The sequence below is a fragment of the Flavobacterium sp. K77 genome (assembly GCF_021608205.1).
GTDB lineage: Bacteria > Bacteroidota > Bacteroidia > Flavobacteriales > Flavobacteriaceae > Flavobacterium > Flavobacterium turcicum.
Genome location: NZ_JAKIHO010000006.1, coordinates 139,668 through 159,656 on the forward strand (window position 1 = coordinate 139,668; position 19,989 = coordinate 159,656).

At 33.8% G+C, this 19,989-nt stretch carries 20 protein-coding genes; 13 read left to right on the forward strand and 7 right to left on the reverse strand.

Annotated elements, in window-relative coordinates:
• The first annotated feature begins 4 nt into the window (after positions 1–4).
• A complete protein-coding gene (locus tag L1S34_RS11860; RefSeq protein WP_236364192.1) occupies positions 5–718 on the forward strand; it encodes a hypothetical protein in 714 nt (237 codons plus the stop codon).
• A 70-nt stretch (positions 719–788) separates the two neighbouring features.
• Here the strand turns inward: L1S34_RS11860 and L1S34_RS11865 are convergent, their stop codons facing one another.
• Together L1S34_RS11865 and L1S34_RS11870 are read right to left on the reverse strand one after the other, a co-directional pair.
• On the reverse strand, positions 789–1,700 hold the full coding sequence (locus L1S34_RS11865) for a bifunctional metallophosphatase/5'-nucleotidase (protein WP_236364193.1): 912 nt from the start codon (positions 1,698–1,700) through the stop codon (positions 789–791).
• A 148-nt stretch (positions 1,701–1,848) separates the two neighbouring features.
• Positions 1,849–2,628: a 5'-nucleotidase C-terminal domain-containing protein gene (locus L1S34_RS11870; protein WP_236364194.1), complete on the reverse strand. Its 780-nt coding sequence runs from the start codon at positions 2,626–2,628 to the stop codon at positions 1,849–1,851.
• A 47-nt stretch (positions 2,629–2,675) separates the two neighbouring features.
• Here L1S34_RS11870 and L1S34_RS11875 point away from each other — a divergent pair, with 47 nt between their 5' ends.
• From L1S34_RS11875 to L1S34_RS11930, 12 genes are all read left to right on the forward strand, one after another.
• The gene (locus L1S34_RS11875) at positions 2,676–3,194 is read left to right on the forward strand and encodes a DUF6913 domain-containing protein (protein ID WP_236364195.1); all 519 of its coding nucleotides are present in this window, start codon (positions 2,676–2,678) and stop codon (positions 3,192–3,194) included.
• 10 nt (positions 3,195–3,204) lie between these two features.
• Positions 3,205–4,092: a 4-hydroxy-tetrahydrodipicolinate synthase gene (dapA, locus tag L1S34_RS11880; RefSeq protein ID WP_236364196.1), complete on the forward strand. Its 888-nt coding sequence runs from the start codon at positions 3,205–3,207 to the stop codon at positions 4,090–4,092.
• A gap of 128 nt (positions 4,093–4,220) precedes the next feature.
• The gene (locus tag L1S34_RS11885) at positions 4,221–5,015 is read left to right on the forward strand and encodes an outer membrane protein assembly factor BamD (protein WP_236364197.1); all 795 of its coding nucleotides are present in this window, start codon (positions 4,221–4,223) and stop codon (positions 5,013–5,015) included.
• An 8-nt stretch (positions 5,016–5,023) separates the two neighbouring features.
• The gene (locus tag L1S34_RS11890) at positions 5,024–5,341 is read left to right on the forward strand and encodes a DNA-directed RNA polymerase subunit omega (RefSeq protein ID WP_026709525.1); all 318 of its coding nucleotides are present in this window, start codon (positions 5,024–5,026) and stop codon (positions 5,339–5,341) included.
• Positions 5,342–5,350: 9 nt separating this feature from the next.
• Entirely contained in the window at positions 5,351–6,562 is a 1,212-nt protein-coding gene (gene coaBC / locus L1S34_RS11895) for a bifunctional phosphopantothenoylcysteine decarboxylase/phosphopantothenate--cysteine ligase CoaBC (RefSeq protein ID WP_236364198.1), read from the forward strand.
• Positions 6,563–6,627: 65 nt separating this feature from the next.
• Positions 6,628–7,512, forward strand: a complete 885-nt coding sequence (locus L1S34_RS11900) for a DUF4835 family protein (RefSeq protein WP_236364199.1) — start codon at positions 6,628–6,630, stop codon at positions 7,510–7,512.
• Positions 7,513–7,567: 55 nt separating this feature from the next.
• Positions 7,568–9,220 carry a DNA repair protein RecN gene (gene recN / locus L1S34_RS11905; RefSeq protein ID WP_236364200.1) on the forward strand — a complete coding sequence of 551 codons (1,653 nt, stop codon included), beginning with the start codon at positions 7,568–7,570 and terminating at the stop codon, positions 9,218–9,220.
• A gap of 97 nt (positions 9,221–9,317) precedes the next feature.
• Positions 9,318–10,508 (forward strand): enoyl-ACP reductase FabV, encoded by a 1,191-nt coding sequence (gene fabV / locus L1S34_RS11910; RefSeq protein ID WP_236364201.1) that lies wholly within the window; start codon positions 9,318–9,320, stop codon positions 10,506–10,508.
• A 123-nt stretch (positions 10,509–10,631) separates the two neighbouring features.
• On the forward strand, positions 10,632–11,630 hold the full coding sequence (locus L1S34_RS11915) for a glycosyltransferase (protein WP_236364202.1): 999 nt from the start codon (positions 10,632–10,634) through the stop codon (positions 11,628–11,630).
• A 1-nt stretch (position 11,631) separates the two neighbouring features.
• Positions 11,632–12,228 carry a dephospho-CoA kinase gene (coaE, locus tag L1S34_RS11920; protein WP_236364203.1) on the forward strand — a complete coding sequence of 199 codons (597 nt, stop codon included), beginning with the start codon at positions 11,632–11,634 and terminating at the stop codon, positions 12,226–12,228.
• 59 nt (positions 12,229–12,287) lie between these two features.
• Complete coding sequence (locus L1S34_RS11925) at positions 12,288–13,871, forward strand: sensor histidine kinase (RefSeq protein ID WP_166133822.1); 1,584 nt, start codon at positions 12,288–12,290, stop codon at positions 13,869–13,871.
• Between the two features lie 3 nt (positions 13,872–13,874).
• On the forward strand, positions 13,875–14,591 hold the full coding sequence (locus L1S34_RS11930) for a response regulator transcription factor (protein WP_166133824.1): 717 nt from the start codon (positions 13,875–13,877) through the stop codon (positions 14,589–14,591).
• Positions 14,592–14,647: 56 nt separating this feature from the next.
• Here the strand turns inward: L1S34_RS11930 and L1S34_RS11935 are convergent, their stop codons facing one another.
• The 5 genes from L1S34_RS11935 to L1S34_RS11955 form a co-directional block, all read right to left on the reverse strand.
• Entirely contained in the window at positions 14,648–15,388 is a 741-nt protein-coding gene (locus L1S34_RS11935) for an acyl-[acyl-carrier-protein] thioesterase (protein WP_236364204.1), read from the reverse strand.
• A gap of 30 nt (positions 15,389–15,418) precedes the next feature.
• Entirely contained in the window at positions 15,419–16,336 is a 918-nt protein-coding gene (gene miaA, locus L1S34_RS11940) for a tRNA (adenosine(37)-N6)-dimethylallyltransferase MiaA (RefSeq protein ID WP_236364205.1), read from the reverse strand.
• Between the two features lie 269 nt (positions 16,337–16,605).
• The gene (locus L1S34_RS11945; RefSeq protein ID WP_236364206.1) at positions 16,606–17,967 is read right to left on the reverse strand and encodes an exonuclease domain-containing protein; all 1,362 of its coding nucleotides are present in this window, start codon (positions 17,965–17,967) and stop codon (positions 16,606–16,608) included.
• A gap of 67 nt (positions 17,968–18,034) precedes the next feature.
• A complete protein-coding gene (locus L1S34_RS11950; protein WP_236364207.1) occupies positions 18,035–18,697 on the reverse strand; it encodes a YggS family pyridoxal phosphate-dependent enzyme in 663 nt (220 codons plus the stop codon).
• A 22-nt stretch (positions 18,698–18,719) separates the two neighbouring features.
• Complete coding sequence (locus L1S34_RS11955) at positions 18,720–19,943, reverse strand: DUF1015 domain-containing protein (protein ID WP_166133836.1); 1,224 nt, start codon at positions 19,941–19,943, stop codon at positions 18,720–18,722.
• Positions 19,944–19,989: the final 46 nt, after the last annotated feature.

A 19,989-nucleotide genomic window follows, 5' to 3' on the forward strand; every position in this document is an offset into this window, starting at 1 on the left:
AATAATGCTGATATCGTTTAAGAAACCTCATTTCTCGGTCGAGAATATTCTTATTTTTTTACTTTTTACTTTTTCATTAGTTGCTGTTGTTGCTGAGTGGAGAGAAAATCATCTTTTTACTGTGGTATTCAAACCAATTGTAGCCGTTTTATTGATTGTCCTTTATTGGTTATCATCAAAACGAAGGGATCCTATTTTTTTTGCTTGTTGCTTCTTTTTACTTTGTACAAGTATAATGATGATGAATACCTCGATGTTGTTTGTGATTTTAGGAGTAATTTCGATTTTGATTTTTCGAATTTTATTGATTGTTTTAATTTTAAAACTACAAAATTTTAAAAAAATAGGAATTACGCTTTTGGCTATCGTGCCATTTCTCTGTATTTTTTCGTATTTATTATTTAATTCAGAAGGATTGCCATTAAATAGTCATAAAGTAATTATGATTCAGAACGTAATTGTAGCGGTAGCATTAGGCATCATTGTATCTTTATACATCAATCAGTCGTTGAGTAATAATACAGTTTGGTTATATATTTTTGGATTATTGTATGCTTCCCTTTATTTTTTATTGCTAATTGAAAAATGTTTTTTAGCAAAGTTTCCGTTATCACATTTTGAGCCTTTAATCATGATGCTTCACGTAAGTTGTTATTATGCTTTTTACAAGTATGTACGTGATATGGAAGATAAATCAGAAATTGAAGCACTGTCGTAAAAAAAAGAATCGATTACATTTAATCGATTCTTTTTTTATTCAGTAAATCCAATTTTTAGTTGAAGGAGTTTTACACAATTATAGTTTTGCCATCAACGGCTTTAGCCTTATCATTATCTAAATAAAAGTCAATGCGCCCTACATTTATGCCGTAGCAACCTACTTGGTTGACAAGTACATCTTGACCGGCTTTGTTTTTTAAAACTGTTGGCTTGTCTAGAAAAGTATGTGTGTGACCACCAATAATTAAATCAATATCTTGAGTAAGTTCGGCTAATTTTATGTCAGAGATTTTATTAGGTTCGTCTCTGTACTTGTATCCTAAATGCGAAAGGCAAATTACAATATCACATTTTTGTTCTTTTTTCAAAATGCGCACCATATCCTGGGCAATTTCGAGAGGGTCATTATACACAGTTTCTTTCGATAAGTTTTTGTCCACCAAACCAGCCAATTCTATTCCAAGTCCAAAAACTCCCACCTTGATACCATCTTTGTTAAATACTTTGAATGGTTTTACAAAACCGTCCATCACAGTATTTTTAAAATCGTAATTAGCACATAAAAAATCGAATTTTGCATGTGGCAATTGTGCGTGTAAACCATCAACTCCGTTGTCAAAATCATGATTACCAATAGCAGATGCATCGTATTGCATCATACTCATTAATTTGAATTCCAATTCGCCTCCGTAATAATTAAAATAGGGAGTTCCTTGAAAAATATCTCCTGCATCAAGCAAAAGTACATTTGGATTCTCTTTACGCACCGTTTCAATTAATGCAGCTCGGCGCGCCACACCGCCCATATTAGCGTTTCTAGGATGGTCAGCAGGAAATGGATCAATGTAACTGTGCACGTCATTTGTGTGTAAAATCGTCAAATGTTTTGTTTTTGAAGTTCCAAAACTGCTTAATGATACTCCTAAACCAAGTAATGCAGACCCGGCAGCGGTTTTTTCTATAAACTCTCTTCTTTTCATGTGTATACTTTTTTATTAAAAGCAGGAGCAATATTTTATAACTTAAAATACTGATCCTTATTTTGTTATCGCCAAACAGAAAATCCTAATCGGTGCAGATCTATTTTGCTATTATTTTTCTCTGATAAATTCTTTTTAAAACTATGTTTTATTCCTCTGTGATACGAATATCGTTGGGAACCGCAATAGTATCAACATCTTTGAAATAGTCAATTAAGACGTTGCGTAATTTGTATTCTAAATCAAATTTTTGAATACCTTTTTTGAAAAAGTTCATGTTATCGCCACCATTGGCTAGATAATCGTTGGTACCAACGTAGTAAATAGTTTCGTTTTGAACTGGTTTTCCTCGTATCACAATGTTTTTAGCAAATTTATTTTTGTCAATTGTAAATGTAATTCCTGCTAAAGGGTGTGGTTTTTTTTCGGCAATAAAGAAATTTACCATTTCAATAATTTGCTCTCCTTTTAGTGCAATTACTACTAGACTATTTTCGAAAGGCATAATTTCAAAAGCTGTTCGAGCCGTTACATTTCCTTTTGGAAGAATAGAACGAATACCACCACTATTAAGCAAACAAATGTCTATACTTTTTTTGTCTCTTAATTGAAATGCTTTCGTACCATATTGCAATGTTATATCGGCCATTAAATTTCCGATTTTGGTTTGCCATTTCCCATTACTTTTGTCCAGAGTTTCAGGACAAATTGCCAAAACATTATCTAAGTCTTTATTGATGTGTTCTCTGTAAGGTGCTACAAAGTTTTCAATTGCAGCAACTTGTGAATTGGTGTTGGTAATTGGAACTTTTTTTCCCTCAATTTTTGTAATGTAATATTTTTGACTGCTGCAAGATGCAATACAAATAAGTGTTAAGAATATAACAAAAAGTTTCAAAACATCGTTATACTTTTTTAAATTTACCATTTTAAATGCGACTTTATTAATTAAATTTGTAATCAGGTAAAAGTACTATGTTTTTAAATTATATAAAGCGTTTTTTGGTAAAAAAATCATTAAATTACGGTTGGGATAATTTAAAAACAAATGTTGTAAATAACCGTGTGCAAACAGTTGGGATACTAGCAGATGCTCAAAGTAAAGATTATCACGATGACTTATTGAACCGAATTTTGACACACGGAATTAAAGTAGAAAACTGTTCTTTTTTGGTTTTTAATTCAGAGAAAAGGAATGAATTTACAGACAAGTACAGTCATTTTGGTTCTAAAGATTTCGGTTGGAGTGGTGCAATTAATGAGAAATTTATAACTGATTTTTGTAATACAGAATTTGATTTGTTAGTTAATTTTTTCGACGAGGCGAATCCCTTTTTGATGAAAGTAGCACAACAGTCAAAAGCAGGATTTAAAGTAGGTTTTGATACTATAGACCAACGATTGAATCATTTTTTACTACAAACCCCAGAAACAAAGCCTAAGGTTTTTGTTGACGAGTTATTCAAATATCTAAAAATACTAAACAAAATATAAATATAAGATCATGCAGGCATTAATAGGAACCGGAGTAGCCTTAATCACTCCATTTAAAAAAGATTTTTCAATCGATATAGAAGCTTTGAAAAGAATTATTCAATTTTCTATCGATGGAGGAATTGAATATTTAGTAGTTTTAGGTACAACTGCCGAAAATGCCACTCTCTCTCAAGAAGAAAAAGAGGTAGTAATTCAAACTGTTATTGAGGCGAATAAAGGCATTTTACCTTTAGTTTTGGGAGTAGGCGGAAACAATACTGCAAAAGTAGTGGAGGAGTTGAAAACTAGAGATTTATCAGCCTTTACAGCTATTTTATCGGTGTCTCCTTATTACAATAAACCAACACAAGAAGGAATTTACCAACATTTTAAGGCGGTTGCGCAAGCATCACCAATTCCTGTAATTTTATACAATGTTCCCGGTAGGACTTCAAGTAATGTGTTGCCTGCAACTGTGGTTCGATTAGCAAATGAGTTTAGAAATGTAGTTGCAATTAAGGAAGCAGCGGGAGATCTAGTTCAAGCGATGCAATTAATTAAAGATGCACCAAAAAACTTCTTGGTTATTTCTGGGGATGACATGATTGCTTTGCCAATGGTTTTGGCAGGAGGAGCCGGGGTTATTTCAGTGATAGGGCAGGGTTTTCCAAAAGAATTTTCTGAGATGATTCGCCTAGGGCTTAATCGTAAAGTAGACGAGGCTTTTAAAACGCAATATCTTTTGGCTGAAAGTATTGATATGATCTTTGAACAAGGAAACCCAGCTGGGATTAAAGAAATTTTTAGTGTACTAGGTTTAACCGAAAATACAGTACGTTTGCCTTTAGTTACTGTAAATGATGATTTGTCTAGTAGAATTGCTGCTTTTGTGGGGAAACTTTCAAAAATTAGCTAAATAAAGACGCTTTTTTTAAATAAAAAATATATTTTGCAGTCGCTAAATTAATAACTAAATTTGCCGACGAAACTTCGGCGTGATTCTGTAAGTAGTTTCAGCTTGCAAATCATGAAATAAGTAAGAAAATGAAAAAAATAATATCGCTTTTTATTGTAGTTGTCCTGTTTTGCTCTTGTAATGAGTATCAAAAAGCCTTAAAATCAGAAGATGTGGCTGTTAAATTTGATTTAGCAACTAAAATGTATGATGCTGGTAAATACAATAAAGCCATCCGACTTTTTGAGCAAATAGCACCTTCGTATCGCGGAAAACCTCAAGCAGAAAAGTTATTTTACATGTTCTCTCAGTCGTATTTTAAAACCAAACAATATTATTTGGCAGGATATCAGTTTGAAAGTTTTGTTTCAGGTTATCCAAAAAGTGAAAAACTAGAGGAAGCAGCCTTCCTTGGAGCTAAGAGTTATTCAATGTTATCTCCCGTGTATAGTTTGGATCAAACGGAGACCAACAAATCGCTTGATAAATTGCAAACTTTTATTGATGCTTATCCGAATTCAACTTATTTAGCAGAAGCGAATGCTATAGTACAGACTTTAAGTGGTAAAATTCAAAAAAAGGTTTACGAAAATGCTAAAGGTTATCATACCGTGACAGAGTATAAAGCTGCCATCGTAGCTTTAGATAATTTCGTGGCTGATTATCCAGGTACACCATACAAAGAAGATGCTTTGTTTTACAAGTTTGATTCAGCTTACCAATTAGCAATAAACAGTATTCCATCTAAAATGGAAGAACGTTTAAATGCGGCTAAGGTAGCACAGTCAAGTTTGATGAAGTTCAACGCAGAAACAAAATATAAAAAAGAGGCAGCAGCAATGTTGGCTCGAATAGAAAAAGATTTACAAAAACTTACTAAATAAATAAAGTCATGGATTTAAAAAAGACGAATGCTCCAGTAAATACAATAACTTATAACAAAACAGTTATTGAAGAACCTACTGGTAATGTGTATGAAGCGATAACCATTATGGCTAAAAGAGCAAATCAAATCAACTCTGAAATCAAAAAAGAATTGACAGAGAAATTAGAAGAGTTTGCCACATACAATGATAGTCTTGAAGAAGTTTTTGAAAATAAAGAACAAATCGAGGTGTCTAAATTTTACGAGAAATTACCAAAACCACATGCATTAGCAGTTCAAGAGTGGTTAGATGGAAAAATCTACCACAGAGATTCAAACAAATAATAGTATACTATGTCAGTTTTAAACGGGAAGAAAATTCTACTAGGAATTTCTGGTGGAATTGCAGCCTATAAAACAGCGTCATTAGTTCGACTTTTCATAAAAGCAGGTGCACATGTCCAAGTGATAATGACACCTGCTTCTAAGGATTTTGTAACGCCGCTTACCTTATCTACGCTTTCTAAAAATCCAGTTCACTCAAGTTTTTACAATCAAGACGACGAGAATGAAAAATGGAACAATCACGTAGAATTAGCACTTTGGGCTGATTTTATGGTTATTGCTCCAGCAACAGCCAACACTTTATCGAAAATGACACACGGCACCTGTGATAATTTACTTATTGCAGCCTATTTGTCGGCTAAATGTCCGGTTTATTTTGCGCCAGCTATGGATTTAGATATGTACAAGCATCCATCCACTGTTGCTAGTTTTCAAGCTTTAAGTAGTTTTGGTAATATGATGATTCCAGCAGAAACAGGAGAGTTAGCAAGTGGTTTGTCTGGCGAAGGCAGAATGGCAGAGCCGGAAAATGTTATCGCTTTTATAGAAGCTGATTTAGAGGGTAAATTGCCTTTGAAAGGTAAAAAAATTCTAATTACTGCTGGCCCGACATACGAAGCGATTGATCCCGTACGTTTTATAGGTAATCACTCGTCTGGTAAAATGGGTTTTGATATAGCACAAGTTGCCGCTGATTTAGGTGCTTCGGTTACCTTAGTCACAGGTCCTACGCATTTAAAAATTAATCATTCGTTAATTCAAGTTGTACCTGTTGTGGCTGCAGAACAAATGTACCAAGCATGTCACGAATTTTATAATGATGTTGATGTAGCTATTGCTGCTGCCGCTGTGGCAGATTACAAGCCTAAGTACAAGGCTGATCAGAAAATTAAAAAAGCATCTGATGATTTCACAATTGAGCTAGAAAAAACAAAAGATATTTTAGCCTCATTTGGAGCTCATAAAAAACAACAATTTTTGATAGGTTTTGCTTTAGAAACCGAAAATGAAATTGAGAATGCAAAATTGAAAATTCAGAAAAAAAACCTAGATTTGATTGTTTTAAACTCCTTACAAGATGACGGTGCAGGATTTGGTACACCAACTAACAAAATTACTTTCATTGATAAGAATTTTGTCATTGAACCAATGCCGTTAAAATCTAAGGAGGCAGTTGCTACCGATATTGTAGCAAAAGTTTTAGAACATTTTAATTCGTAGTTAGAGTGCAGTTAATATGCTATTATCCTAAAAAAGTCGAGTCAAACAAATACTAAAAGTTAAAGATGAAGAAATTATATGCTTTTTTACTCCTTTTTATTTGTGGATACGGACAAGCACAGCAGCTTAACTGTACCGTTACTGTTGATTCACAGCGTTTGAGTGCAACGAATCAGCAGGTTTTTAAAACCTTACAAACATCAATAACGGAGTTTGTTAACAAAACTGATTGGACGGGCCAAGCATTAAAACAGTCCGAAAAGATTAATTGTTCCATGTACATTACGATCAATTCTAATAGTTCTGACCAATTTTCAGCTACTATTCAGGTACAATCCTCTCGTCCAATTTATAATTCTACTTATGCTTCTCCAGTTTTAAATTACAACGATAAAGATTTTAGTTTTAGGTACGTTGAATTTGAAAATCTATTTTTTAACCCAGCTTCGTACGATTCTAATTTAGTTTCTGTTTTAGCTTTTTATAGTTATATGATTTTGGGCCTAGATGCTGACACTTTTGTAGCTAATTCTGGTTCAAATAGTTTTGAGATTGCTCAAAACATTGCAACCGTGGCACAGCAGGGTGGTGCTAAAGGTTGGAGTCAAGCAGATGGAAATCAAACGCGTTTCTTTTTAATAAATGATTTACTTTCGCCACCATTCCAGCCAATTAGGCAAGCAATGTTTGATTACCATACCGCTCTAGATGTAATGAGTCAGGATGGTAGGAGCGCGAAAAATAACGTAAAAACAGCGCTGATAAATCTTTCCAAATTAAATACATCAAGGCCTAATGCTTTTTTGTCAAGAGTTTTTTTTGACGCTAAGTCTGATGAAATAGTTTCCATTTTTTCAGGAGGACCATCTGTACCTACCGCAGATTTGGTTGATGGGTTGAATAAAATTTCGCCATTAAACTCTAGTAAGTGGGCTATGATGACTTTTTAATCGCCAAAAAAAAAATCCTCTTTTACTGCCAATTATCTATTAATAAATCAAACTAATGATTACGTCACTTTCGATAAAAAATTATGCTTTAATAGAAAAGCTGAGTATTGATTTTTCTTCTGGATTTTCTATTATTACTGGAGAAACTGGTGCAGGAAAATCTATTATTTTAGGTGCTTTAGGATTAGTTTTGGGCAAAAGAGCCGACCTAAGTTCTCTAAAAAATAAAGAAGAAAAATGTGTAATTGAAGCACAGTTTGAAATTAGCAAATACAATCTTCGTCCGTTTTTTGAGGCGAAAGATCTGGATTACGAAGATGAGACTATTATCCGACGTGAAATTTTACCATCGGGTAAGTCAAGAGCGTTCATTAATGACAGTCCAGCGAATTTACAAGAGTTGCAGGATTTGAGTGTTTTTTTGTTGGACATTCACTCACAGCAACAAACTCAAGAGCTGTCTGATGAAGGAGTACAGTTTGCAATTATTGATGCAATTGCTTCAAATAATGGTACTATTTCAGAATATCAATCCTTGTTAAAAAAATTCAAAGCAGATCAATCTAAATTGAATGCATTATTCAAAAAACAAGCTGAATCTAAAAAAGAACAAGATTACAACACTTTTTTGCTTCAAGAATTGCAGGCTGCCAAACTAAAAGCTGGTGAGCAAGAAGTTTTAGAGACAGAATTTGAAAAATTAAATAATGTTGAAATCATCAAAGAGTCTCTTCAAAGAGCTTTGTCAATTTCGAACGAAGAGCAAATTGGAGTTTTACATAATTTGAATGAAATTAAAGCTTCTCTTCAAAAAATTGCTCCTTTTTCTGATGACTATGCGCTTTTATTAGATCGCATTACAAGTTTAGCTATTGAGTTTGATGATATTTCTGGTGAAATGAATCGCAATGCGGAGAAGTTGATTGATGATCCAGAACAACTCAACTTATTAAGTCAAAAATTACAATTGATTTTCTCTTTACAGAAAAAACATCAAGTAGCAACTGTAGAAGAGTTGTTGGCTATCCAAACTGGATTAGAGAATGCTGTACTGGAGTTAGGAACAATGGAAGAGGATATTGCAACCTTAATAGCTTCTTTGTCTGCTCATACAGAGCAATTAGATGCTATGGCAAAAGTAATTCGTGACAATAGACAAGTCGCTATTCCGGTCTTGACAGAGCAATTGATTACTATTTTAGCGTCTTTGGGTATGCCTAACGTTCGCTTTGATATTCAAGTATTGCCATCAAAAGTATATCATACTAATGGTAAAGATGAACTTCAATTTTTGTTTTCTGCAAACAAAGGAACTGATTTCGGGATTTTGAAAAAGGTAGCTTCTGGTGGTGAAATGTCTCGAATAATGTTGGCCGTAAAAGCTATTTTGGCACAGTATTCAAAACTACCTACTTTAATTTTTGACGAAATTGATACTGGAGTTTCAGGAGAAATCGCTATCAGAATGGGTGAAATTATGAAGCAAATGAGTCAACAAATGCAAATATTTGCCATTACGCATTTACCGCAAATTGCAGCCAAAGGAAATGCGCATTTCAAAGTGTTAAAATCAACTGTTGGAGAAGATACGCAATCGGAATTGAGATTGCTGTCTGCTGAAGATAGAGTAGTGGAAATCGCTCAAATGTTGTCTGGAACTGTAGTCTCTGACTCTGCCTTAAATCATGCAAAAGCCTTGTTGAACTAATTTTTTAAATTATATTTGTCTGCGTTTTGAATTGTAATTACAACTACAAATGCACAAAAAAAAAACTAAAACTGTACATAAACGAATAAGCAAGAATATGATTATTGAACCAAGAATGAGAGGATTTATTTGCACAACATCTCACCCAGCGGGATGCGAGCAAAATGTAAAAAATCAAATTGAATATATTAAATCAAAAGGCAGTATTGATGGTGCTAAAAAAGTATTGGTAATTGGTGCGTCTACTGGATTTGGTTTAGCCTCAAGGATTACCAGTGCGTTTGGATCTGATGCTGCTACTATTGGTGTGTTTTTTGAAAAAGCACCAGCAGAAGGAAAAACAGCTTCGCCAGGATGGTACAATTCTGCAGCTTTTGAGGCAGAAGCACACAAAGCAGGTTTATATGCTAAAAGTATCAACGGAGATGCTTTTTCAAATGAAATCAAACAACAAACTATTGATTTAATCAAAGCAGATTTAGGTCAGATTGATTTAATTGTATACAGTTTAGCAAGTCCAGTGCGTTTGCACCCTGTAACTGGTGTTTTGCACCGTTCGGTTTTAAAGCCAATTGGTGATACTTTTACCAACAAAACAGTTGATTTTCACTCGGGAAAAGTTTCTGAAATTTCAATTGCTCCATGTAATGATGATGATATTCAAAATACAGTAGCCGTAATGGGTGGTGAAGATTGGGCGATGTGGATTGACGCTTTAAAAGAAGCTAATTTGCTTGCTCCGGGAGCTACAACTGTTGCTTATTCATACATTGGACCAGCATTGACAGAGGCTGTTTACAGAAAAGGAACTATCGGTCGTGCCAAAGATCACCTAGAAGCAACTGCTTTTGAAATTACAAATAGCTTAGCTGATTTGAATGGAAAAGCATTTGTATCTGTAAATAAGGCATTGGTAACTCAAGCGAGTTCTGCTATTCCAGTTATTCCTTTGTACATTTCATTGTTATACAAAATCATGAAGCAAGAAGGAATTCATGAAGGATGTATCGAGCAAATTCAACGTTTGTACCAAGAGCGTTTGTATACTAACGGTGAAGTTCCTGTTGATGAAAAAGGAAGAATCAGAATTGACGATTTAGAGATGCGTGCCGATGTTCAAGAAAAGGTTGCATTACTTTGGGATCAAGCTGTTACTGAAAATGTTGCTGAAATTGGTGATCTTGAAGGATACAGAAAAGACTTTTATAACTTATTCGGATTTGACCTAGCTGGTGTTGATTATAAAGCAGAGGCTAATGAAATGATGGGAATTGAAAGCATCGCTTAATCCGAAATCATAAAATTATATAAAAAACCATCGCTGAAAAGTTGATGGTTTTTTTGTGGATTAGAGTATCTTTGTTAAAATTTTTTGAATCAAAAAAGTGTTGTAAAACCACCATTTTCCATTATGTTATTTTCCTTAATTATTCCAGTATACAATAGGCCAGACGAAGTTGATGAATTATTAGAAAGCCTATCAAAAACGACCTATACCGAACTGTTTGAAATTGTTTTAATTGAAGATGGATCGACCATTAGGTGTCAAAATGTAGCCAGTAAGTATGGCGATCGATTGGATATTTGTTATTATTACAAAGAAAACTCAGGACCGGGTGATTCTCGAAACTATGGAATGGATAAAGCCCGTGGTGATTATTTTATCATTTTTGACTCTGATTGTATTATTCCAGCCGATTATTTGAATAATGTAGCTAGTGCTTTAGAGAAGAATTATGTAGACTGTTTTGGTGGTCCAGATCGTGCTTTGGATAGTTTTTCAGATATTCAAAAGGCAATAAATTTTGTCATGACCTCTTTTTTGACAACTGGCGGTATTCGTGGTGGATCTGAAAAAATAGATAAATTCCAGCCTCGTAGTTTTAATATGGGATTGTCACGGAAAGCCTTTCAAGCTTCAAAAGGCTTTGGGAACATTCATCCAGGCGAAGATCCAGATTTATCCATTCGCTTGTGGAATTTAGGATTTGAAACCAAATTGTTTCCAGATGCCTATGTGTATCACAAACGCCGAATTGATTGGGATAAATTCTCTATTCAAGTAAATAAGTTTGGTAAAGCAAGACCTATATTAAATAGTTGGTATCCGCAGCACAACAAATTAACTTTTTTCTTTCCAACTGTATTTATCGTTGGTTTAGTTGTAGCTGTTTTAGCAGTATTTTGCAATTTTGATTATCTATTACAGTTATATTTCTTGTATTTCGCAATACTTTTTGGAACAGCAACCTACCAAACTAAAAGTTTTAAAATTGGCTATTTATCGCTTGTTGCTGTTTGGAAACAATTTTATGGTTACGGTACTGGTTTTTTACAATCGTACATTAAAGTAATTGTTTTAAAACAAAAACCCCAAGTAGCATTTCCAGAGTTATTTTTTAAAAAATAATATGACAAAAATTATCGGGTTAACTGGAGGTATTGGTAGCGGAAAATCTACTATTGCTACTTATTTTAAAGAGGCTGGTGTTCCTATTTATTTAGCCGATGACGCAGGCAAGAAAGTAATGCAGAATCCTGACATTATAGTCGCTATAGCAGATGTTTTTGGTAGCGGTGTTGTTGAAAATGATATAATTAACAGACAAAAATTAGCTTCTATTGTCTTTAATGAATCTCAACAATTGCAAAAATTGAATAGAATTGTTCATCCTGCAGTGAAAAAACATTTTGACAATTGGTTGCTGGAGCAAAAACATTTTCCATATGTACTTTATGAAGCTGCCATTTTATTTGAAAGTGGAAAATATAAAGAATGTGATTGCGTTATAACTGTAATTGCAAGCACAGAGGCCCGAATAGCAAGGGTTATACAACGAGACCAAACTTCTAGAGAGCTTGTTTTACAAAGAATGAATTCACAATGGACTGATGGTCAGCGAATTCCTTTAAGCGATTTTGTTATTGAAAATGACGATTTAGAATTAGCCAAAGTACAAGTTACTAAAATTCTTAAAATTTTAGAGATTAAACAAAAACAACCCTAGGTGTTAATGTTTGGTTAATCTATCATTTAATATATTGTTAAAATACTAAATTTGTTTCGATGAATAAACTTTTCTTTAGACTGCTTGTATTGTTAATGAGTTTGTCCCTAATTGGGATAATTCTTGTACAGGTATATTGGTTTAACAACTCTTTTGAAAATAACAATGAGCAGTTCAAGTTTCATGTGAACCAAGTGATTGGCAATGTTGCCGAAAAGATTCAGAAGCAAGAAGCTTATAATTTTTATGATAAGATAAATCATTACAAGGATAGTACAGGTAAGGTGCCAAAGAGAGATGATATCTTGGAATTTTACTATGTTCAAAAAAATCCACGTACTAAAAAAACGATTATTTATTCGAACAGTATCATATCTGAAGATTACAATATTTCACCGTCGTTCTTTGATAAAAAATACAACAATGATAAATTCAAAAGTTTTAGCTCCAAAAGGGTAACAGAGGTTTATGATGATAATTCAATCGATAATTCGGGGTTGAGCCAAAGTATGATTCCTGATATTAAAATTGAAAAGTCAGGGAATTTGAATGTTTTAGACAATGCTTCATTTGAGATTTTTTATAAAGATTTTGCTTCTGTTTTGCCAATCCAGGAGCGAGTTTCGAAGGAAACGCTTAGTAAATTAATCAAAAAAGAACTGGCAGAATCTGGTGTTAATACCAAATTTGAGTTTAGTGTGTACAATAATAATATTGCTACAGCTGTTAAATCTAATGATTTTAAATACAATAAAGAGGCAACGTATTCTATTCCTATTTTTACGGACAATGAGGGCAATAGTAAATACCAATTACTTGTTACTTTTCCGCAGAAAAAGAAGTTTTTATTGTCAGAATTGGTTAGTATCACGATACTTTCAATTGTTTTTACATTAATCATCTTGATCGCTTACACTAGTGCACTGAATCAGTTAATTAGACAACGTCAGATATCGGAAATAAAAAACGACTTTATCAATAATATGACGCATGAGTTCAAAACACCAATTGCTACCATTAACCTAGCTCTTGATGCCATAAGGAACCCAAAGATAATTGAGGATAAGGAAAAAGTGCTTCGATATTTGCAAATGATTAAGGACGAAAACAAGCGCATGCACGCCCAAGTTGAAAACGTATTGCGAATATCCAAATTAGAGAAGAAAGAGCTAGATATTACAAAGGACTCAAACAATATTCATGATATAATAGAGGATGCTATAGATCATGTGAATTTAATATTGGAAGATAGAGGAGGCAAGGTACAATGTTATTTTAAAGCCGTGAGAACAACGGTTCTAATAAATGATGTTCATTTTACGAATGTGATCGTGAATATCTTAGAAAATGCGATAAAGTATTCTCCTAACGCACCTGAAATAGATATTTATACTGAAAATATCAAAGATGTTATTATTATAAAAGTTAGAGATAGAGGTTTAGGAATGAGTAAAATAGCTCAAAAACGAGTTTTTGAAAAATTTTATAGAGAACATACTGGAGACATCCACAATGTAAAAGGGCACGGTTTAGGTCTTGCTTATGTAAAAAGAATTGTTGACGACCATAACGGTCAAGTTTATGTAGAAAGTGAAAAGGGAAAAGGAAGTACCTTCATAATAAAATTACCATTAATAAATTAGAATATGGAAAATGTAAATAAAAAAATACTTTTAGTAGAAGACGATCTTAATTTTGGAGCAGTCTTGAAAGATTATTTGATGCTAAATGATTTTGATGTGACTTTAGCTAAAAATGGTATGGAAGGATTTGAAAAATTCAAAAAAGATACCTATGACCTCTGCATTTTAGATGTCATGATGCCTTACAAAGATGGATATACACTAGCAAAAGAAATCAGAGAAAAAAATAATGATGTTCCTATCATCTTTTTAACTGCTAAATCCATGAAGGAGGACGTGTTAAAAGGTTACAAGGCAGGAGCTGATGATTACTTAAATAAACCATTTGACTCTGAGGTTTTGTTAATGAAAATTAAAGCCATCATTCAAAGAAAATCATCTGACACCAAAGCTGAACAAGTGCAGTTTGAATTTAATGTTGGTAAATTTCATTTGAACTCTAAACTACGTTTTTTAACGTACAAAGATGAGGAGCCAATAAAACTTTCTCCAAAAGAAAATGAGTTGCTTAAAATGCTTATTTTGCATGAAAATGATTTAATGCCAAGAGAATTAGCATTAACTAAAATTTGGAGAGATGATAATTATTTCACATCAAGAAGTATGGATGTGTATATTGCAAAGTTACGCAAGTACTTAAAATTAGATGAGGATGTTGAAATTTTAAACATTCACGGTGAAGGCTTCAGATTAGTTGTAAAAAACAAAGTAGCTCAATAATTACTGTTAAAAATAGTAAAAAAAATGCCCTAAGATTTATTTCTTAGGGCATTTTTTTATTTCCAGTTGAGTTGCAAAGCAAAGCAAGTTTTTCCTTCTTTGGTAATGTTAAAAAGGTATTCTTTTTCATCTTCCTTCTTTAAAATTTCTACTTGATCTTGAAGTGATAATTCCTTTAAAAAATTCATTTCAATACTTTGTAATTGTTGTTTTAATAGTAGAGGTGTCGCAGTGTAATCAAGGCACCATTCTAAGTATTTTACATTGTTCACGTGGTTTACAATATCCAAATCTGACATGTACACTGTTTTATCGGCAATTTTGCTAGTGGCAGTACTTACATTTACTTTGATAAATCCGTTTGCTGTAGCCTTTTTTTCAGGATAAAGTTCAAAGTGACCGTATGGCAAAGCCAATGCTTCAGGACGTCTTTTTTGAGTATTGAATACCGCCCAAAAGGTTTCGGCGCCCACAATTTTTTTTCCGTTCAAATGCATCTCTAAGGCACGAACGGAACGCGAATTTTCTAATGAATTGATCCATGTTGTAACCGTTACAGTATCGCCCCATTTTGGGAGTTCTGCTATTTCAACGCGCATGCGGCTTAAAACCCAAGCTTGGTGAAACTCTTGCATGTCATAAAAACTAATACCACCAAGTTCAGAATGGGCAGCTGCAGTAAGTTGTAACATGTTACATAAATCGGTATATTTTAAAAAGCCATTGGGCGCACATTGTGTAAAGTTAATATCCCATTGTTTGGTGATAATGGAATTGAAATTAGGGGAAATAGGCATGTATTTAAGTATGAATTATGATTTAATGAATTATTTGTACTTTCTAATGTAATCTATAATGGTTGTGTACGGCGTCTCAAAGTCAAACCATTTGGTATTTTCATTTCTTTTAAACCAAGTTAATTGACGTTTAGAAAATCGTCTGGTGTTTTTCTTTATTTCTTCAATGGCAAATTCTAATGAAAACTCTTTGTCAAAAAAGCTAAATAATTCTCTGTACCCTACTGTTTGTAGAGCGTTTCGTTCTTTATTGGGATATAAAGTTTTGGCTTCGTTTAGCAAGCCTTCGTTCATCATAATATCTACACGCTGATTGATTCGATTATAGATAATTTTTCGATCAGCTTCTAAACCGATTAAAATCGGGGTGAAGTTACGATTGTTTTTTTTCTGGTTCAAGAAAGAGGAATACGGCTTTCCTGTTCCCAAACATACTTCTACAAAACGCATCATACGCTGTGGATTTTGTAAAGTTTGCGGATTTTCCGTGGTTAAGGTTTTGTAATAGGTTGGATCAAGTTGTTCTAGTTTTTGTTGTAAATATCCAATTCCCAATTTTTCGTATTGTGAATTTATTTGAATACGCAATTCAGGATCAATTTCAGGAAATTCATCAAAGCCTTTTAGGATTGCGTCAACGTATAAGCCAGAGCCGCCAACTAGAATGGCGTAGTCATTATCTCGAAATAGTTCGTTAAGTTTAGCAATGGCTTCTTTTTCGAAATCGCCGACGGTATAATTTTCAAAAATAGACTTGTTTTGAATAAAATGGTGTTTGGCTGCTGCCAATTCAGCTAAGCTGGGAACGGCGGTGCCTATGGTCATTTCTTTAAAAAATTGTCGGCTGTCGCATGACACGATTTCGCAATTAAAGTGGTTTGCCAAGACAATGCTAAGGGAAGTTTTCCCGATAGCTGTAGGTCCGACTATTGTGATTAAGTATTTCATATTTTTTAGCCCAGATTGCAACGTAAACCCCGCAGTGATTGAAGTTAGTTTTTATTGGTGTAAAAGAGCGACCAAAGGAAGCTTCTTTTATGCCTTAGAAAAACTACTGAAGTCACGAGGAGTTGCAGTGCACAGCTGGATTAGCTTCAAGATTATTAAATTAAGATTCGGATACATGATCAAAACACTATGTGAAGATAAATTTGATTATTAGTTTCATAAATCTAGTTTAAGATAATTGATTTATAGGATCACAATTAATATTCAGCCTATAGATGAACTATTTTTAACGTTTTGTTTTTTCGGATGTGTCCTTGAATAATATTTTTCACATCCCGATTATTTTGCATTGGGATAATGATGTTTCTTAGGATTTCAACATTGTTTATTTGATAGTTTAAATCATAAAACGCATATCCTTTGTAAATTCCGTTTTCTATCAAAACAGCTGATCGTTCACTTATTGTTCGGCCTTTGTCAATTAAAATCATGTTTTGATTGTCAAAACTATTTTTGTCGATAAAAGCTTGTACTCTTGCGTTGTATTCCTCTGGAGATACTTCTCCTACGCAAGCGCCATCACATTCTTTAATGGTATATTGAAAGCAGTTTGTTTTACTAGCGTACAAGCCCGTTAGTTTTTGGCATAAATTGTAATGAGATGTGATTCTGAACAAAGCATTTTTTCCTTCTTGGATAGAAGTGAAAGACGTGATTTCTTTTTTGCGGCCATCCGCTTTTTGAAGTTTTAAGTTCAAATATCCTCTTTCATCTTTCTCTACATACAAAGCCAATTGAAAAATACTTTTGCGTTGTGCCCTGTTGTATATGGGTTTGTTGACTTTGATTTCCTCGCTTTCTTTTAATAAAGCGATTAGTTCACTACCCGTTTCTTCATAAGTTACAGTGTAAACATCAGCTTGAATTTTTTTGCATTTTTTTGTAGTTCCAGTAAAATGTTGGTTGATTCTTTTTTTGATGTTTCGGCTTTTACCAATGTAAATCAGATTTCCTTTCTCATTATGAATGTAGTAAACACCGGTCTTTGATGGTAAACTTGACACAATGTCTAAGAGTTTGGGAGCAATGCCTTTTTGTACTTCTAGTTTGATGAAATCTTTTACGATTTCTTTTTCTAAATCTTTTTCTAAAAGAATTTTAAATAATTTAACTGTCGCCAATGCGTCTCCGCTTGCACGGTGCCTGTCGGCCATAGGAATGCCAAGTGCACGTACCAACTTCCCTAAACTATGTGATGGTTGTTCTGGTAATAATTTCTGTGATAGAGCAACGGTACAAAGTGTTTTGGCTTCAAAATCATAGCCTAATCTGCGGAACTCAGTTCTCAAGATTCTATAATCAAAAGAAGCATTGTGCGCTACAATAACGCAACCCTCTGTAATTTCAATGATGCGTTTGGCTACTTCAAAAAATTTGGGTGCTGATGTGAGCATAGCATTATTGATACCAGTAAGTTTTACAACAAACGGCTGTATGGGAATTTCAGGATTGACCAAGCTTATGAATTGATCTACTATTTCATGTCCATCAAATTTATAGATGGCAATTTCAGTGATTCCTTCTTCGTTAAATTGTCCTCCTGTGGTTTCTATGTCGAGTATTGCGTACAAAATAAGTATTCAGTGTTCAGTTTTTAGTATTCAGTTTCTAACAGCATTATCGACTTTGAAATTGAAATTAATTTCTCCCCCCAAAGATACTACTTCCTATTCGAACCATAGTACTACCACATTCAATCGCAAGTTGATAGTCACCGGACATTCCCATTGAGAGGGTCTCTAGTTGGCAGTTTGAAATTGTTAAAGCTTTCGTTTTTTCGAAAATTGTTTTCAATTGAGTGAACTCTTTCTTGATTTGATCTTTTCTGTCAGTAAAAGTTGCCATTCCCATTAATCCAACGATTTGAATGTTTTTCAGTTCTTCAAATTCATTTGAGGAAAGGAGGGAAGTGAGTTCATCTTCATCAAGACCAAATTTACTTTCCTCTTCGGCAATGTAAATTTGCAATAAACAATCAATTATACGGTTGTTTTTTAAGGCTTGTTTATTGATTTCTTGTAATAGTTTTAGGCTGTCTACACCATGAATCAAGCTTACAAATGGCGCCATAAATTTTACTTTATTGGTTTGCACGTGACCAATCATGTGCCATTGAATGTCTTTGGGCATTTGTTCCCATTTATCGGCCATTTCTTGGATTTTGTTTTCTCCAAAAATACGTTGACCCGCTTCATAGGCTTGCCTCAAATCGGATACAGGTTTCGTTTTTGAAACTGCAACTAAAGTAACGTGGTCCGGCAAGGATTCTTTTATGCTTTGTAAATTATTTGTGATAGACATGGTTTTGTTTTTATGTATTAACCTAATCAAATTCGTAAACGACCAATCCGCTTCTGAATTTGGGTTCGATATATGTGCTTTTCGGTGGCATTATCAAATTAGCATCTGCTAAGGCTTTGATTTCGCTAATATTGGAAGGGAAAAGAAAGAATCCTAACTCAAACTCGCCTTGATCTATTTTATTTTTTAACTCTAAAACGGCCTGTTTTCCTGAAAGGTAGTCAATTCGTTCGTCATTACGCAAATCTTCAATACCTAAAATGGGCAACAATATTGTCGTGTATAAAATTTGAGCATCTAATGAATCCAATGGACTTTCAAAGTTTAGATTTTCAGATTTTAAAGTCAAACTATAAAACTCCTCTTCAAGATACATTCCAAATTGATGTTTTTGAATCGGTTGAAATGGTTGTTGCGCTCTATTTTCGATTGTGAAATGAGCACTAACTTGATGTAAAAATTCAGCTTTGGTCAAGCCATTCAAATCTTTGATTAATCGATTGAACTCGTATATTTTGACATTATTTTCAGAAATTAAATAACTCAAAATGTGGTTTGTCGTCGTGTTTTCAGGATTATCATTTTCCGCAGCAAGCATTCTCATGGCTTCTGTTCGATGATGACCATCGGCAATGTACAAGCTTTCTGTTTGAGCGAATATTTTTTGCAACCAACTTATTTCTAATGCGTCATCAATTTTCCAGAGATAGTGAATTTCTTTTTTGGTCGTTGAAAATTCAAAATCGGCTAATTTTTGGGTACAATTAAAAATCCAATTTTCGATGGTTTTGTTGTCAGGGTAGGTCATTAAAACCGGCTCCGTATTGAAGGCGGCGTGTTTCATGTACTCCTTAAGCAATTGCACTCTAAACGCAATAATATCTTCGTGCTTTTTGATGTGATCTTCGCAATAATCCGCTACGCTTGTTCCTGCAATAATTCCAGTAAAGGATTGCGTTTTGTTGACAATTTTATGAATGTATAGCGCTGGTTTTTTATCTTTTACCAAGATGAGTTCATTTTTGAAATCTTGGTATTTTTGATGTACTTGTCGGTATCTTTTTTCGAAAGAAACACTTTCTTGATTGGTGTAAGCGGGTTTTAGAATGTGTAAAAAAGAAAGCGGATTAAAATCTAGTTGTGCAGCAAGCTCTGCATTGACATATTCCTCGTAGGACCTGCACGTTACAAGGCAAACTTTATCACGAGTAGGGCGGACCGCTTGAAAAGGAATTATTTTTGCCATAATTAAGTCAAAAGTCAAAGGTCAAAAGTCAAAAGTTCAAAGTTGA

Coding starts and splice junctions, on each gene's coding strand:
- L1S34_RS11860 (WP_236364192.1), top strand. CDS start 5: ATGCTGATATCGTTTAAGAAACCTCATTTCTCGGTCGAGAATATTCTT.
- L1S34_RS11865 (WP_236364193.1), bottom strand. CDS start 1,700: ATGAAAAGAAGAGAGTTTATAGAAAAAACCGCTGCCGGGTCTGCATTA.
- L1S34_RS11870 (WP_236364194.1), bottom strand. CDS start 2,628: ATGGTAAATTTAAAAAAGTATAACGATGTTTTGAAACTTTTTGTTATA.
- L1S34_RS11875 (WP_236364195.1), top strand. CDS start 2,676: ATGTTTTTAAATTATATAAAGCGTTTTTTGGTAAAAAAATCATTAAAT.
- dapA (WP_236364196.1), top strand. CDS start 3,205: ATGCAGGCATTAATAGGAACCGGAGTAGCCTTAATCACTCCATTTAAA.
- L1S34_RS11885 (WP_236364197.1), top strand. CDS start 4,221: ATGAAAAAAATAATATCGCTTTTTATTGTAGTTGTCCTGTTTTGCTCT.
- L1S34_RS11890 (WP_026709525.1), top strand. CDS start 5,024: ATGGATTTAAAAAAGACGAATGCTCCAGTAAATACAATAACTTATAAC.
- coaBC (WP_236364198.1), top strand. CDS start 5,351: ATGTCAGTTTTAAACGGGAAGAAAATTCTACTAGGAATTTCTGGTGGA.
- L1S34_RS11900 (WP_236364199.1), top strand. CDS start 6,628: ATGAAGAAATTATATGCTTTTTTACTCCTTTTTATTTGTGGATACGGA.
- recN (WP_236364200.1), top strand. CDS start 7,568: ATGATTACGTCACTTTCGATAAAAAATTATGCTTTAATAGAAAAGCTG.
- fabV (WP_236364201.1), top strand. CDS start 9,318: ATGATTATTGAACCAAGAATGAGAGGATTTATTTGCACAACATCTCAC.
- L1S34_RS11915 (WP_236364202.1), top strand. CDS start 10,632: ATGTTATTTTCCTTAATTATTCCAGTATACAATAGGCCAGACGAAGTT.
- coaE (WP_236364203.1), top strand. CDS start 11,632: ATGACAAAAATTATCGGGTTAACTGGAGGTATTGGTAGCGGAAAATCT.
- L1S34_RS11925 (WP_166133822.1), top strand. CDS start 12,288: ATGAATAAACTTTTCTTTAGACTGCTTGTATTGTTAATGAGTTTGTCC.
- L1S34_RS11930 (WP_166133824.1), top strand. CDS start 13,875: ATGGAAAATGTAAATAAAAAAATACTTTTAGTAGAAGACGATCTTAAT.
- L1S34_RS11935 (WP_236364204.1), bottom strand. CDS start 15,388: ATGCCTATTTCCCCTAATTTCAATTCCATTATCACCAAACAATGGGAT.
- miaA (WP_236364205.1), bottom strand. CDS start 16,336: ATGAAATACTTAATCACAATAGTCGGACCTACAGCTATCGGGAAAACT.
- L1S34_RS11950 (WP_236364207.1), bottom strand. CDS start 18,697: ATGTCTATCACAAATAATTTACAAAGCATAAAAGAATCCTTGCCGGAC.
- L1S34_RS11955 (WP_166133836.1), bottom strand. CDS start 19,943: ATGGCAAAAATAATTCCTTTTCAAGCGGTCCGCCCTACTCGTGATAAA.